The 16,180-nt window shown below is 39.2% G+C and carries 12 protein-coding genes; 10 read left to right on the forward strand and 2 right to left on the reverse strand.

What is annotated here, in order from left to right:
* Nucleotides 1-211 precede the first annotated feature (211 nt).
* The 6 genes from rpoC (at nucleotide 212) to tuf (ending at nucleotide 8,955) form a co-directional block, all read left to right on the forward strand.
* Nucleotides 212-3,829, forward strand: a complete 3,618-nt coding sequence (gene rpoC / locus CD122_RS08070; RefSeq protein WP_103358481.1) for a DNA-directed RNA polymerase subunit beta' — start codon at nucleotides 212-214, stop codon at nucleotides 3,827-3,829.
* Between the two features lie 261 nt (nucleotides 3,830-4,090).
* Nucleotides 4,091-4,345 (forward strand): ribosomal L7Ae/L30e/S12e/Gadd45 family protein, encoded by a 255-nt coding sequence (locus CD122_RS08075; RefSeq protein ID WP_103358482.1) that lies wholly within the window; start codon nucleotides 4,091-4,093, stop codon nucleotides 4,343-4,345.
* 94 nt (nucleotides 4,346-4,439) lie between these two features.
* A complete protein-coding gene (gene rpsL / locus CD122_RS08080) occupies nucleotides 4,440-4,853 on the forward strand; it encodes a 30S ribosomal protein S12 (RefSeq protein WP_044359258.1) in 414 nt (137 codons plus the stop codon).
* Nucleotides 4,854-4,917: 64 nt separating this feature from the next.
* On the forward strand, nucleotides 4,918-5,388 hold the full coding sequence (rpsG, locus tag CD122_RS08085; protein ID WP_014614746.1) for a 30S ribosomal protein S7: 471 nt from the start codon (nucleotides 4,918-4,920) through the stop codon (nucleotides 5,386-5,388).
* A 144-nt stretch (nucleotides 5,389-5,532) separates the two neighbouring features.
* Complete coding sequence (gene fusA / locus CD122_RS08090) at nucleotides 5,533-7,614, forward strand: elongation factor G (protein ID WP_103358483.1); 2,082 nt, start codon at nucleotides 5,533-5,535, stop codon at nucleotides 7,612-7,614.
* A gap of 153 nt (nucleotides 7,615-7,767) precedes the next feature.
* Nucleotides 7,768-8,955 carry an elongation factor Tu gene (gene tuf, locus CD122_RS08095; RefSeq protein WP_103358484.1) on the forward strand — a complete coding sequence of 396 codons (1,188 nt, stop codon included), beginning with the start codon at nucleotides 7,768-7,770 and terminating at the stop codon, nucleotides 8,953-8,955.
* 498 nt (nucleotides 8,956-9,453) lie between these two features.
* Here tuf and CD122_RS11805 read toward each other — a convergent pair whose 3' ends face one another.
* Nucleotides 9,454-9,570 (reverse strand): putative holin-like toxin, encoded by a 117-nt coding sequence (locus CD122_RS11805; protein WP_142381195.1) that lies wholly within the window; start codon nucleotides 9,568-9,570, stop codon nucleotides 9,454-9,456.
* A gap of 231 nt (nucleotides 9,571-9,801) precedes the next feature.
* Nucleotides 9,802-10,968: an amidohydrolase gene (locus CD122_RS08105; RefSeq protein WP_103358485.1), complete on the reverse strand. Its 1,167-nt coding sequence runs from the start codon at nucleotides 10,966-10,968 to the stop codon at nucleotides 9,802-9,804.
* A 112-nt stretch (nucleotides 10,969-11,080) separates the two neighbouring features.
* Between CD122_RS08105 and CD122_RS08110 the strand changes: the two genes are divergently transcribed.
* From CD122_RS08110 to CD122_RS08125, 4 genes are all read left to right on the forward strand, one after another.
* A complete protein-coding gene (locus tag CD122_RS08110) occupies nucleotides 11,081-12,271 on the forward strand; it encodes a glycine C-acetyltransferase (RefSeq protein ID WP_103358486.1) in 1,191 nt (396 codons plus the stop codon).
* Nucleotides 12,272-12,647: 376 nt separating this feature from the next.
* A complete protein-coding gene (locus tag CD122_RS08115) occupies nucleotides 12,648-13,607 on the forward strand; it encodes an NAD-dependent epimerase/dehydratase family protein (RefSeq protein ID WP_103358487.1) in 960 nt (319 codons plus the stop codon).
* Nucleotides 13,608-13,778: 171 nt separating this feature from the next.
* A complete protein-coding gene (locus CD122_RS08120) occupies nucleotides 13,779-14,861 on the forward strand; it encodes a branched-chain amino acid aminotransferase (protein ID WP_103358488.1) in 1,083 nt (360 codons plus the stop codon).
* 235 nt (nucleotides 14,862-15,096) lie between these two features.
* Nucleotides 15,097-16,140, forward strand: a complete 1,044-nt coding sequence (locus CD122_RS08125) for a DUF2325 domain-containing protein (protein WP_103358489.1) — start codon at nucleotides 15,097-15,099, stop codon at nucleotides 16,138-16,140.
* The last annotated feature ends 40 nt before the right edge of the window (nucleotides 16,141-16,180 follow it).

Genomic DNA, 16,180 nt, shown 5'->3' on the forward strand with positions numbered 1-16,180 from the left:
GTGTCCCAAAAGCAGGATTTTCGACAGAACTGCCACGATTTCGGCAAAATCAAAAAGCAATTTTGCTCATCGTTCGGTTCTGCTCAAATCCTAAGCGCTTTTGTCCCAACTTTGTGAAAGACGACTGTCTCTGCTTCGCTATAATGATAAAAGTAAGACGTTGTTATCAATCAATTTGCATAGCTAATTTAAACTAAAGGAGGTAGGCTCCTTGATTGATGTAAATAAATTCCATTACATGAAAATAGGGCTCGCTTCACCAGAAAAAATCCGTAAATGGTCAAAAGGTGAAGTTAAAAAACCAGAAACAATTAACTATCGTACGCTAAAACCAGAAAAAGATGGTTTGTTCTGTGAAAGAATCTTTGGACCAACAAAAGACTGGGAATGTAGTTGTGGTAAGTACAAACGTGTACGCTACAAAGGCATGGTGTGTGACCGTTGTGGTGTAGAAGTAACAAAATCAAAAGTACGTCGTGAACGTATGGGTCATATCGAATTGGCAGCACCTGTATCACATATTTGGTACTTTAAAGGTATTCCAAGTCGTATGGGCTTATTATTAGACATGTCACCACGTTCTTTAGAAGAAGTTATCTATTTCGCATCATATGTTGTGGTTAATCCAGGTCCAACAGGCTTAGAGAAGAAAACATTACTTTCAGAAGCTGAATACCGTGACTATTACGGTAAGTTCCCAGGTCAATTCACTGCTAAAATGGGTGCAGAAGGTATCAAAGACCTATTAGAAGAAATTGATTTAGATGAAGAACTTAAATTATTACGTGACGAGTTAGAGTCTGCCACAGGTCAACGCTTAACACGTGCGATTAAACGTTTAGAAGTTGTTGAATCATTCCGTAACTCAGGTAATAACCCTGCGTGGATGATTTTAGACGTACTTCCAATCATTCCACCAGAAATTCGTCCAATGGTACAACTTGATGGTGGCCGTTTTGCGACAAGTGACTTAAACGACTTGTACCGTCGTGTTATCAACCGTAACAACCGTTTAAAACGTTTATTAGACCTTGGTGCACCTGGTATCATCGTTCAAAACGAAAAACGTATGTTACAAGAAGCTGTTGACGCGTTAATCGACAATGGTCGTCGTGGCCGTCCAGTAACTGGTCCGGGTAACCGACCACTTAAATCATTGTCACACATGTTAAAAGGTAAGCAAGGACGTTTCCGTCAAAACTTACTTGGTAAACGTGTTGACTACTCTGGTCGTTCGGTAATCGCGGTAGGACCTAACTTGAAAATGTATCAATGTGGTTTGCCAAAAGAAATGGCGCTTGAACTATTCAAACCTTTCGTCATGAAAGAATTAGTTCAACGTGAAATTGCGACAAACATCAAAAACGCGAAAAGTAAAATTGAGCGTATGGACGATGAAGTATGGGATGTTTTAGAAGATGTTATCATCGAACACCCAGTATTACTTAACCGTGCCCCAACGCTTCACAGATTAGGTATCCAAGCGTTCGAACCAACATTAGTAGAAGGTCGTGCGATTCGTTTGCACCCGCTTGTTACAACAGCGTACAACGCGGACTTTGACGGTGACCAAATGGCCGTTCACGTACCGTTATCTAAAGAAGCACAAGCAGAAGCACGTATGTTAATGCTTGCGGCACAAAACATCTTGAACCCTAAAGATGGTAAGCCAGTTGTTACACCATCACAAGATATGGTACTTGGTAACTACTACTTAACATTAGAGCGTAAAGATGCGGTTAATACAGGTATGTTGTTCAATGATACGAACGAAGTGTTAAAAGCATATGCCAATGGTTATGTGCATTTACACACACGTATCGGTGTACAAGCAGTATCATTCAACAACCCAACGTTCACTGAAGAACAAAACCGTAAGATCTTAACAACATCAGTTGGTAAAGTTATTTTCAATGAAATCATTCCAGATTCATTCGCATTCATTAACGAACCAACAGCGACAAACCTAGAGAAAAATACGCCAGACAAGTATTTTGTTGACGCGACTGAACTAGGTGAAGGTGGATTAGCAGAGTACTTCGAGAAAACGGAACTTGTTCCACCATTCAACAAGAAATTCTTAGGAAACATTATCGCTGAAGTGTTCAACCGTTTCAGCATTACTGATACGTCAATGATGCTTGACTTGATGAAAGACTTAGGATTTAAGTATTCATCAAAAGCAGGTATTACAGTAGGTGTTGCTGACATCGTGGTATTACCTGACAAACAAGAAATCTTAGATGAGTCAGAAAAACTTGTTGAACGCGTACAAAAACAATTTAGCCGTGGTTTATTAACAGAAGAAGAACGTTATAACGCGGTTATTGAAATTTGGACACAAGCTAAAGATAGAATTCAAGAAAAACTGATGAAATCTCTTGATAAAACAAACCCAATCTTCATGATGAGTGACTCTGGTGCCCGTGGTAACGCATCTAACTTTACGCAACTTGCAGGTATGCGTGGTCTGATGGCCGCACCATCTGGTAAAATCATCGAACTTCCAATCACATCATCATTCCGTGAAGGTTTAACAGTATTAGAGTACTTCATCTCAACTCACGGTGCGCGTAAAGGTCTTGCCGATACAGCACTTAAGACTGCCGACTCTGGTTACTTAACACGTCGTCTTGTTGACGTAGCACAAGATGTTATCGTGCGTGAAGAAGACTGTGGTACAGACCGTGGTTTACTCGTTTCAGATATCAAAGAAGGTACAGAAATGATCGAACCATTCATCGAGCGTATCGAAGGCCGTTACTCTAAAGAGACAATTCGTCATCCAGAGACTGGCAAGGTCATCATTCGTCCAGATGAATTAATCACACCAGATATTGCGAAAGAGATTACAGACGCTGGTATTGAAGAAATGTACATCCGTTCAGCATTTACATGTAACACACGTCATGGTGTATGTGAAAAATGTTACGGTAAAAACTTAGCAACAGGTGAAAAAGTTGAAGTGGGTGAAGCAGTTGGTACAATTGCCGCTCAATCAATCGGTGAACCTGGTACACAGTTAACAATGCGTACATTCCATACTGGTGGGGTAGCCGGTAGCGATATCACGCAAGGTTTACCGCGTATCCAAGAGATCTTTGAAGCACGTAACCCGAAAGGTCAAGCTGTGATCACAGAGATCGAAGGTGTGGTAGACAACATCACAGTTGGTAAAGATAGACAACAAGAGATTGTTATCAAAGGTGCCAACGAAACACGTTCTTATATTGCATCAGGTACATCACGCTTGAAAGTAGAAATCGGACAATCAGTTGAACGCGGTGAAGTCTTGACTGAAGGTTCAATCGAGCCGAAGAACTTCTTAGCGGTTGCTGGTTTAACAGCTACTGAAGCGTACTTACTTAAAGAGGTACAAAAAGTTTACCGTATGCAAGGTGTAGAAATCGATGACAAACACGTTGAAGTAATGGTACGTCAAATGTTACGTAAAGTACGTATCATCGAAGCTGGTGACACGAAATTATTACCAGGTTCATTAGTAGACATCCATCACTTCACAGATGCCAACCGTGACGCATTCAAAGAGCGTAAGCGCCCAGCGACTGCGAAACCAGTATTACTTGGTATCACAAAAGCATCACTTGAGACAGAAAGTTTCTTATCAGCTGCATCATTCCAAGAAACAACACGTGTACTTACAGACGCTGCAATCAAAGGTAAACGAGATGACTTACTCGGCTTGAAAGAGAACGTTATTATCGGTAAATTGATTCCAGCAGGTACAGGTATGAAACGCTACAGTGATGTGTCAATCGAGAAAGAAGAAACAACTGAGTCTTTAGATTCACAACTTGTAACTGAATAGATCATAGAGCATGGGGCACGCGTTTGTCCCATCTCTTTTCTTTCTATTATTGAAGCAAGTTGTAGGGAGTTAATACTTGTCATTATGCGCATTGTTTCTTAAATACAATGACGTGATGATGAAGATATAACCAAAATGAAATAGCGAGTACTGTCATAGCAATAAAATCAGATGTTTATTGATTATAAGTGTTGACGAACTGTTTAAAGAGATGATAATATAGTAAAGGTTGATGCAAGCAGTACTTTGGAGGATATGTAAATGTCTAATGAAAAAGTCACACGCTTAGATGAACACGATTATGTTGTTGGACTCAAACAGACGCTTAAGGCGCTCAAGAAAGATCGAGTCAAACAATTGATTATCGCTGAAGATGTGAATGTACATCTGTTAGCACGCGTGTTAAGCTTTGCCAATCAAAATATGATACCTATGACGTTCTTTTCAAGTCGTAAAGCACTTGGAGAACATGTTGGTATAAAGGTAAAAGCGACAGTCGTTGCTTTGCTAAAATGAGATTAGTAAGTGTGATGCTTACTAAATTTTATTTAACTTAAAAATGAACCACCTGGATGTGTGGAATTAAGAGAACAAGAGAGGAGGACAATCAATGCCTACTATTAACCAATTAGTACGTAAACCAAGACAGAGCAAAACTAAAAAATCAGACTCACCTGCTTTAAATAGAGGTTTCAACAGTCAGAAAAAACAATTCACTAAGTTAAATTCACCGCAAAAACGTGGTGTATGTACACGTGTGGGTACAATGACACCTAAGAAACCAAACTCTGCGTTACGTAAATATGCGCGTGTGCGTTTATCAAACAACATTGAAATCAACGCATACATCCCTGGTATCGGTCATAACTTACAAGAGCACAGTGTTGTACTTGTACGTGGTGGTCGTGTAAAAGACCTACCTGGTGTGCGTTACCATATCGTACGTGGTGCATTAGACACTTCTGGTGTTGAAGGTCGTATGCAAAGCCGTTCATTATACGGTACTAAAAAACCTAAAAAATAAGTTTAAGCGACATTAACTTAAACTCAATATAAAACAATTATAATAGGAAGGGAGGACTTGTATTATGCCTCGTAAAGGATCAGTACCTAAAAGAGATGTGTTACCAGATCCAATTCACAACTCTAAATTGGTTACAAAATTAATCAACAAAATTATGTTAGATGGTAAGCGTGGGACTGCTCAACGTATTCTTTATTCAGCATTCGACTTAGTTCAAGAACGTTCTGGTCGTGATGCAATGGAAGTATTCGATGAAGCAATCAACAACATTATGCCAGTACTTGAAGTTAAAGCACGCCGTGTGGGTGGTTCAAACTACCAAGTACCTGTAGAAGTTCGTCCAGAGCGTCGTACTACTTTAGGTTTACGTTGGTTAGTAAACTATGCGCGTCTTCGTGGTGAAAAAACTATGGAGGAACGTTTAGCTAACGAAATCTTAGACGCAGCCAACAACACTGGTGGTGCCGTTAAGAAACGTGAAGACACTCACAAAATGGCTGAAGCGAACAAAGCATTCGCTCACTACCGCTGGTAAGATAAACGCTAATCCCCTGAGCACATATCGTATAGACGCTGATCATCATGCTGCATAGCAGGTGAATTGTTTGGTTTATACATGCTTAGGGTAAAGCTATATCTGACTATATAATCCATTATTCTGGAAGGAGAAAGAATACCCATGGCAAGAGACTTTTCGTTGAAGAACACTCGTAATATCGGTATCATGGCTCACATCGATGCTGGTAAAACGACGACTACTGAACGTATTCTTTATTACACTGGCCGTATTCATAAAATTGGTGAAACACATGAAGGTGCTTCACAAATGGACTGGATGGAACAAGAGCAAGACCGTGGTATCACAATCACATCAGCTGCAACAACAGCTGCATGGAATGGTCACCGCGTAAACATCATCGATACACCTGGACACGTAGACTTCACTGTAGAGGTTGAACGTTCATTACGTGTACTTGATGGTGCAGTAACAGTACTTGACGCACAATCAGGTGTAGAACCTCAAACTGAAACAGTTTGGCGTCAAGCAACAACTTACGGTGTACCTCGTATCGTATTCGTAAACAAAATGGACAAAATGGGTGCAAACTTCGACTACGCAGTTAGCACTTTACATGACCGTTTACAAGCGAACGCAGCACCTATCCAATTACCAATCGGTGCTGAAGATGAATTTGAAGCAATCATTGACTTAGTTCAAATGAAATGTTTCAAATACAACAACGACTTAGGTACAGAAATTGAAGAAATCGAAATTCCAGCTGACTACCAAGAACGCGCTGAAGAAGCTCGTGAAGCGTTAATCGAAGCAGTAGCTGAAACTAACGATGACTTAATGGAAAAATACTTAGGTGGAGAAGAATTATCTGTTGAAGAGCTTAAAGAAGCAATTCGTCAAGCAACAACAGACGTTGAATTCTACCCAGTATTATGTGGTACAGCATTCAAAAACAAAGGTGTTCAATTAATGTTGGACGCAGTTATTGACTATTTACCATCACCATTAGACGTTAAACCTATCGTTGGTCACCGTGCTGACAACCCTGAAGAAGAAGTAATCGCTAAAGCAGACGATTCAGCTGAATTCGCTGCATTAGCATTCAAAGTTATGACTGACCCTTACGTTGGTAAATTAACATTCTTCCGTGTGTACTCAGGTACATTAACTTCAGGTTCTTATGTTAAAAACTCAACAAAAGACAAACGTGAACGTGTAGGTCGTATCTTACAAATGCACGCAAACTCACGTGAAGAAATCAGCACTGTTTACTCAGGTGATATCGCTGCTGCAGTAGGTCTTAAAGACACTGCAACTGGTGACACACTTTGTGGTGAGAAAAACGACATCATCCTTGAGTCAATGGAATTCCCAGAGCCTGTAATCCACTTATCAGTTGAGCCTAAATCAAAAGCTGACCAAGATAAGATGGCACAAGCTTTACAAAAATTACAAGAAGAAGACCCAACATTCAAAGCACACACAGATGAAGAAACTGGTCAAGTTATCATCGGTGGTATGGGTGAGCTTCACCTTGACATTATCGTTGACCGTATGAAGAAAGAATTTAATGTAGAAGCTAACGTTGGTGCGCCAATGGTATCTTACCGTGAAACGTTCAAACAATCAGCTGCAGTACAAGGTAAATTCTCTCGTCAATCTGGTGGTCGTGGTCAATACGGTGACGTTCACATCGAATTCACACCTAACGAAACTGGTGAAGGTTTCGAATTCGAAAACGCTATCGTTGGTGGTGTAGTTCCTCGTGAATACATCCCATCAGTTGAACAAGGTCTTAAAGACGCAATGGAAAACGGTGTCTTAGCTGGATATCCATTAATCGATGTAAAAGCAAAATTATTTGACGGTTCATACCATGATGTCGATTCATCTGAAATGGCCTTCAAAATCGCTGCATCATTAGCACTTAAAGAAGCTGCTAAAAAATGTGATCCAGTTATCTTAGAACCAATGATGAAAGTTACAATCGAAATGCCTGAAGAATACCTAGGCGATATCATGGGTGACGTAACAGCACGCCGTGGTCGCGTAGACGGTATGGAAGCACGCGGTAACGCACAAGTTGTTAACGCTTATGTTCCACTTTCAGAAATGTTCGGTTATGCAACATCATTACGTTCTAACACGCAAGGTCGCGGTACTTACACAATGTACTTCGATCACTATGCAGAAGTTCCAAAATCAATTTCTGAGGAAATCATCAAAAAGAACAAAGGTGAATAATTCACTGATGTAATTATCACTTGTTTATAAATTGATTTTTTCAGCAAAATGCTTTATAAAGGTAATAAAGAAAATATGTCTCATGTTAGTGAGTAACTTTCATGAGATATATTAAAAAATTTAATTCTTAATTTGAATAGGAGAGATTTTATAATGGCAAAAGAAAAATTTGATCGCTCAAAAACACATGCCAATATTGGTACTATCGGTCACGTTGACCATGGTAAAACTACTTTAACAGCTGCAATCGCAACTGTATTAGCAAAACACGGTGACAGTGAAGCACAATCATACGACATGATTGACAACGCTCCAGAAGAAAAAGAGCGTGGTATCACAATCAATACTTCACACATCGAATACCAAACTGAAAAACGTCACTATGCGCACGTTGACTGCCCAGGACACGCTGACTATGTTAAAAACATGATCACTGGTGCTGCGCAAATGGACGGTGGTATCTTAGTAGTATCTGCTGCTGACGGTCCAATGCCACAAACTCGTGAGCACATCTTATTATCACGTAACGTTGGTGTACCAGCATTAGTAGTATTCTTAAACAAAGTTGACATGGTTGACGATGAAGAATTATTAGAATTAGTAGAAATGGAAGTTCGTGACTTATTATCTGAATACGACTTCCCAGGCGATGACGTACCTGTAATCGCTGGTTCAGCATTAAAAGCTTTAGAAGGCGATGCTGCATACGAAGAAAAAATCTTAGAATTAATGAACGCTGTTGACGAGTACATTCCAACTCCAGAACGTGACTCTGACAAACCATTCATGATGCCAGTTGAGGACGTATTCTCAATCACTGGTCGTGGTACAGTAGCTACTGGCCGTGTTGAACGTGGTCAAATCAAAGTTGGTGAAGAAGTTGAAATCATCGGTTTAACTGATGAATCAGCTAAAACAACTGTTACTGGTGTAGAAATGTTCCGTAAGTTATTAGACTACGCTGAAGCTGGTGACAACATTGGTGCATTATTACGTGGTGTTTCACGTGAAGATGTACAACGTGGTCAAGTATTAGCAGCTCCAGGTTCTATTACACCACACACAAAATTTAAAGCGGAAGTTTACGTATTATCAAAAGACGAAGGTGGACGTCACACTCCTTTCTTCTCTAACTACCGCCCACAATTCTATTTCCGTACTACTGACGTAACTGGTGTTGTTAACTTACCAGAAGGTACTGAAATGGTTATGCCTGGCGATAACGTTGAAATGGAAGTTGAATTAATTTCTCCAATCGCTATCGAAGACGGTACTCGTTTCTCAATCCGTGAAGGTGGACGTACTGTAGGATCAGGCGTTGTAACTGAAATCCACGAATAAGATAATCTTTATCTTTGAGATAGAAAAAGCTAGCGCAATTGCGCTAGCTTTTTTGTATTTCTTACAATGATTGGGAGCTGTAAACTTGCCCTACTAAAACTTGTTGTTAGGATATAACATCTGTGTTACATTAAAAATATAAAAGGGATATGTTGGAGCATGTCCCCGAAAGAGCCCGTTAAAAAGACGGTGACTAAGATTTAATAGTGCTAAGACCATCACCTTCGTCAAAGTCAGTGATGGTTATTTTTTAGGTAAATATCAAGCATCGCAACCACGAGCCCTATGAGTGAAACGACAAATGAGTCTAACCCTGTCGTGTTACATAGTGCATATGAACAGATATGATTAGACTGATTATAACGATATTGAATCAAAATACTATTTATGTTACATTAAAAATATAAAAGGGACATGCTCCAACATGTCCCCGAAAGAGCCCGTTAAAAAGACGGTGACTAAGATTTAATAGTGCTAAGACCATCACCTTCGTCAAAGTTAGTGATGGTTATTTTTATGATAAATATCAAGCATCGCAACCACGAGCCCTATGAGTGAAACGACAAATGAGCCGAATCCTATCATAAGGAGCAGTGCTTCTGCCACAGATACCATTAGGGCTTCTCCTTTCTAAAGATTTGAGACATGCCATTCATAGGCACCACCTCCTTATACTCAGATAGCCACCATCCACTTAACTTGCTCACCAACATTCTATCACATATTAAACCTAATTCGCACGAAAACTAAATAAAAATTAGAACTATTCTGTACTAAGTCACGTGATTTATGCGTATAAACAAAAAGACCCTAAACTTCAATCTGGAGGTTTAGGGTCTTCTATCGTTAAAGAACGCCTTCAAGCTCTAGTATTTTCATAAAAGTACTTACGGTATATTTCATAGCCGATTCATCAATATCAAAATGTGGACTATGGTGTGGCCAGTCGGTTGCTTTTTCTGGATTACCACAACCAGTGAAGAAAAAGGCACCAGGCAAGGCGTGTAAATAATAAGAAAAGTCTTCGCCAATCATCATCAAATCTGAATCATGATAGCGGAAGTTCAAAGTATTAGCTGCTGTTTTAACGATTTCTGCAGACGCTTCATGATTGTAGACGGGTAGATAGCCATTCACATAATCCAAGTCGTAAGTAATATCATTCGCAACGGCTAGCCCTTGTAAGAGTTTTTCTAGTTTTGTGCGAATATGCTGTTGAACGCTTGGATCAAATGTACGAACGGTTCCACGACATTGTGCAGTATCGGGAATGACGTTGTCGGCATCACCTGCTTCGATCTTACCGAATGAAATGACAGCTTGTTTTACAGGATCAAGCGTACGAGACACAATTTTTTGGGTGCTTAAAATAAATTCTGCCAAAATAACAATTGAATCAATAGTCTCATGTGGCTTTGCACCGTGGCCGCCTTTACCATAAATTGTAATGTTGAATTCATCTGGTTGCGCCATCATTGCACCTGGTCGTGTATGAATCGTACCAGTTGGATAGCCGCTCCATAAGTGATTGCCGTATACTTTATCGACACCAGCAAGTGCATTGTCCGCAATCATGCCTTGTGCACCACCGGGCATTTCCTCTTCGCCATATTGGAAGATGAGTACAACGGCACCTTTGAGTTGGTCTTGATGCTCATGTAAGAGTTCAGCAACGGTTAATAAAATAGCGGTATGACCATCGTGACCACACGCATGCATGACACCTGGGATTTTTGAGCGATACGGTACATCTTTCATATCTTCTATAGGCAAGGCATCAAAGTCCGCGCGCAATGCAATTGTAGGGCCTTGTTCAGTATCGCCGATTGTAGCAACAATCCCATTATGACCGACACGTTCGCGAATGGTAAAATCTAGATGCTTTAATCTTTCAAGAATATAGGCGTGCGTTTGTTTTTCTTGAAATGAGCGTTCTGGATATTGGTGTAAATGACGGCGTATCGCAATCATTTCTTGCTCTTTTTCGCCTGCACATTGGAACCAATCCGTCATGGGTCATCCACTCCTTCGTAAAGATTATGATAATATTATACACGTGCTTTTAAGTTTGTTCAAAATACGTTATGATAAAAGAGTATTAGCAAATAGGAAAGGGGAATGAATCGTGGTACAAATGCTACACGACTTTCTAGAAGAAAATATTAACTATTTGAAAGACAACGGTTTATACAACGAGATCGACACAATCGAAGGGGCAAATGGTCCTAAAATTAAAATTGCAGGTAAAGAATATATCAACTTGTCTTCTAACAACTACTTAGGGCTTGCGACAGATGCTGATTTAAAAGCAGCAGCAAAAGAAGCAGTAGACTCACATGGTGTGGGTGCTGGTGCGGTACGTACAATCAACGGTACACTCGACTTACATGACGAGTTAGAAAAGACATTAGCAGAATTCAAAGGGACAGAAGCAGCCATCGCATATCAATCAGGTTTCAACTGTAACATGGCAGCTATTTCAGCAGTCATGAATAAAAATGATGCAATCTTATCAGATGAATTAAACCACGCATCTATTATTGACGGTTGCCGTTTATCAAAAGCAAAAATCATTCGTGTAAACCACTCAGATATGGACGACTTACGTAAAAAAGCAAAAGAAGCTGTTGAATCAGGTGAGTATAACAAAGTAATGTATATTACTGACGGTGTATTCAGTATGGATGGTGACGTTGCGAAATTACCTGAAATCGTAGAAATTTGTGAAGAATACGGTATTATGGTTTACGTTGATGACGCGCACGGTTCAGGTGTAATGGGTAAAGGTGCCGGTACAGTGAAACACTTCGGCTTACAAGATAAAGTCGACTTCCAAATCGGTACATTATCAAAAGCAATCGGTGTTGTCGGTGGTTATGTAGCCGGTTCACAACAATTGATTGACTGGTTAAAAGTACAATCTCGTCCATTCTTATTCTCAACATCATTAGCACCTGCAGATACAAAAGCCATTACAACAGCAGTGAAAAAGTTAATGGCATCTACAGAGCTACATGATAAGTTGTGGGATAATGCGAACTACTTGAAAGAAGGCTTAAACAAATTAGGCTTTAACACTGGGGAATCTGAAACACCTATCACACCAGTAATTATTGGTGATGAGAAGAAAACACAAACATTCAGTAAACGCTTGATGGAAGAAGGCGTTTACGTTAAATCTATCGTATTCCCAACGGTTCCACGTGGTACAGGTCGTGTACGTAATATGCCAACTGCAGCACATACGAAAGAAATGTTAGATGAAGCATTAGCTGTGTATGAACGTGTTGGTAAGGAATTAGACGTTATTTCATAATTAAATATTAACAATTGAATGCAGTCGCTCGCATAGGGTGGCTGTATTTTTTGGATAAGAGGATATCGATGAAGATTGGTAATTATTATATTGATACGTTTTGGCTAATATTTATTGGTACCTTTTTAATTTTTTTATTAATGGAACCTTGGATGTTAATAACGGTTGTATTATTCCTTATTGCTGCAATAGAGAAGGACGATATGCATTAAAGGGAAGTATTCTTATGCCTGTATAGTAAATATCATTTTGTGTGTATGCTCTACGTGTACAAGAAAGCGCTTAAATGTTATAATGCAAGTGCATAAACAATTAATGAGCATAAGAAAAGAACATTTGTGTTTATCAGAGAGACAGTTAGGAGATGTAATCATTTATGAAAAGAATATTTATCACTGGTGCGTTAGGTCAAATTGGTACAGAACTCGTTGCAAAATGTCGTGAAATTTATGGGAATGACAATGTATTAGCAACAGATATTCGTGAGCCAGAAGCAGGTTCGATTGTTGCTGAAGGGCCATTTGAAATTTTAGATGTGACAGACGCAGAAAAAATGGAGCAGTTGATTGCTGACTTCAAACCAGACACAATGATGCATATGGCAGCTTTATTATCAGCGACTGCAGAACAAAAGCCATTACTCGCATGGAACTTGAATATGGGTGGCTTAGTGAACGCGTTAGAAGCTGCACGTAAATATGATTTACAATTCTTCACACCAAGCTCAATCGGTGCATTTGGTCCGAATACACCTAAGAAAAATACACCACAAGTTACGATCCAACGTCCGAACACAATGTACGGTGTGAACAAAGTATCAGGTGAATTATTATGTGATTATTACTTTACGAAATTTGGCGTTGATACGCGTAGTGTGCGTTTCCCAGGTTTAATTTCTTACGTGAAAGAACCAGGTGGCGGTACAACTGACTATGCGGTAGACATCTACTTCCAAGCTGTTCGTGAAGGTAAATATACAAGCTATATCGACCGTGGTACTTATATGGATATGATGTTTATGGATGATGCGATTGACGCAATTATTAAGTTAATGGAAGCGGATGGTGGTAAGTTAATCAACCGTAACGCCTACAACTTAAGTGCGATGAGCATCGAGCCTGAGATGGTTAAAGCAGCAATCCAAGAACATGATCCAAACTTCACAGTAGATTATGATGTGGATCCAGTTCGTCAAGGCATTGCAGAAAGCTGGCCAGATAGTATTGATACGAGCTGTGCACGTGCTGAATGGGGGTTCGATCCACAATATGACTTAGCAGCAATGACAACACGTATGCTAGAGGGTATCAAAGCAAAAGAAAATCAAAACGCATAAATAGAATGAATGATGAGGCAGCACATGGCTCAGTACAGCGTGTGTTTGCCTCAATTTTTATAGGTATAATGGTTAAGAATATATCAAATTTTCGCAAAACTTGTTGAATTATTACGACCGAGTTGATATAATGCTTGTATTACATTTACATCATTACAGGGGGCATTTATTATGACAGATTTAGTGAAATTAGAACAACGCCAATCGTTAAAAGAGAAACCAGATCAATCCTCTTTAACATTTGGTGAAGTATTTACAGACTATATGTTGAGCTTTGAATATACAGAAGGTCAAGGCTGGCATGACTTGAAAATCGTACCATATGCGCCAATCGAAATCTCTCCAGCTGCGCAAAGTGTACACTATGGTCAATCTGTATTTGAAGGGTTGAAAGCCTATAAACATAACGGAGAAGTTGTGTTATTCAGACCAGAAGAGAACTTTAAGCGTATTAACGTCTCATTAGAGCGCTTAAAAATGCCTCGAATTGATGAAGATTTATTATTAGAAGGCTTAAAACAATTAGTAGACGTAGACCGTGATTGGGTACCAGAGGGTGAAGGACAATCACTTTACATTCGTCCAGTTGTTTTTGCGACAGAAGGTATATTAGGAGTAGCCCCATCTAAAAATTACCGTTTATTAATTATTTTATCTCCATCAGGCTCATACTACGGCGGTGATTCATTACGTCCTACAAAAATCTATGTTGAAGATGAGTATGTACGTGCAGTACGTGGTGGTGTTGGTTTCGCGAAAGTTGCAGGTAACTACGCAGCAAGTTTATTAGCACAAGCCAATGCGAATGCACTCGGTTTTGACCAAGTATTATGGTTAGACGGTGTTGAACAGAAGTATGTTGAAGAAGTAGGTAGCATGAACATCTTCTTCGTTATCAACGGTAAAGTTGTGACACCTTCATTAAATGGTAGTATTTTACCAGGTATTACGCGTAAAACAGTACTTGCATTAGCTGAGACATTAGGCTATGAAGTAGAAGAACGTCGTGTCTCTATCGATGAATTATTCGAACACTATGAAAAAGGTGAGTTAGAAGAAGTATTCGGTACAGGTACTGCAGCAGTGATTTCGCCAGTGGGTGAATTACAATTCAAAGATAAGAAAATGGTTATCAACAATGGCGAAACTGGTAAGATTACGCAAGCATTGTATGACAACTACACAGGTATCCAAAGTGGTAAGTTAGATGATCCACATAATTGGCGTTTAGTCGTACCACATTACGAAAGATAGGTCGTTTATTTTCAATTGCATATAACGTGTTGTTTCCCCGCATCTTTAGCAAATAGTCTGGATGTGGGGAGTTTTGATTTTGAGTGTGTGAATTGTGAAGGGTTAATAGGAATTAGTTTGTAAGTCTCGATGGGAAATGTCTGAAATTATTATGAAATTTCACTATAATGAATAGTATAAGTTGATAGAAATAGAAAATAGTATACTAAATATATTTTAAGAATGGAGATTACTTATGAAGCAAGAAATGAAGGAGCAAATTGTTCAACTAATTAAAGAAGCATGGATTGACGATATTGTAAGTATTAAAGAAACAGAAGCACTTGAACAGCAAAACAAACATTATTTAAAAGCGTTGAAACAGATAGAATTACTTAAGTTAGATAATGAAGCGGCAGTGGCTGAAACAGAACAGTCTAGCAAAGAATCAAAAGTTGTGACAGATGAGTATATCTTTGTCCGTCATTTATTAGGTGGCGAAGGTGTCAATCCAGAGACGGGTCAGACAATCTTTGTACCTGAGTCTGTCGTGAAAAAAGAACAACTCGAGCAAGGGAATAAATTACTTTTTGTAGAAAACGGTAATGGGTATCATCGACATGATTATAAAAAAATAAGTTCGGAAGTTGATGATTCGGTCGAAGGTTTTGAAATTGTTGGTTATGACTATGCGATTGTGGATTACGACGAGAGTATTCATCGCTTTGTATGTAAAAAGCATTATGCGAATGGCGAATTAAAGAGTATTCCACTTTGCTTATTAAATGAGAAAGACGTCATTAAATTTAACATTAACAGAGAGGACGTCATCAGCATTGCACATACACCTAACCATACGACAGCACGTATTAGATGGAAGTATGATTCAGATGAGATCGTGCCGACACCGATTAAGAAAAAGTCATCATACTACAAGGAAAGTCATGAGGCGGATGAAATTGATGATACAGAAAAAGAACTATTTAAGGATGTTGAAGTCGGTATCTTAGGTGCAAGTCAGTTTATCAATAATTATATAGAAGAAGTGGAACAACGTGGCGGTAAGGTGCATCATACGGAGTCAGATACACAGTTGCAAGTGGAGACGCTAGTAAGTAAGTCAGATATTGTTGTGATTCCTATCCTAACTGTAAGCCATGCCAAAGCGGAACAAGCAAAAGCAAGAGCGAAAAAAGAAGAGAAACCGTTTATTATTTTGAAAAATAGTGGTAGAAGTACCTTTGTGAATGAGTTGAAAGAACATTTACATTTGATTAAACGCGAAGAAGAAGCGGAATGATTTGAGTACAAATAGAGTGGAATTTTGATAAGGTGAGAAA

The organism is Staphylococcus rostri, from assembly GCF_002902145.1.
GTDB lineage: Bacteria > Bacillota > Bacilli > Staphylococcales > Staphylococcaceae > Staphylococcus > Staphylococcus rostri.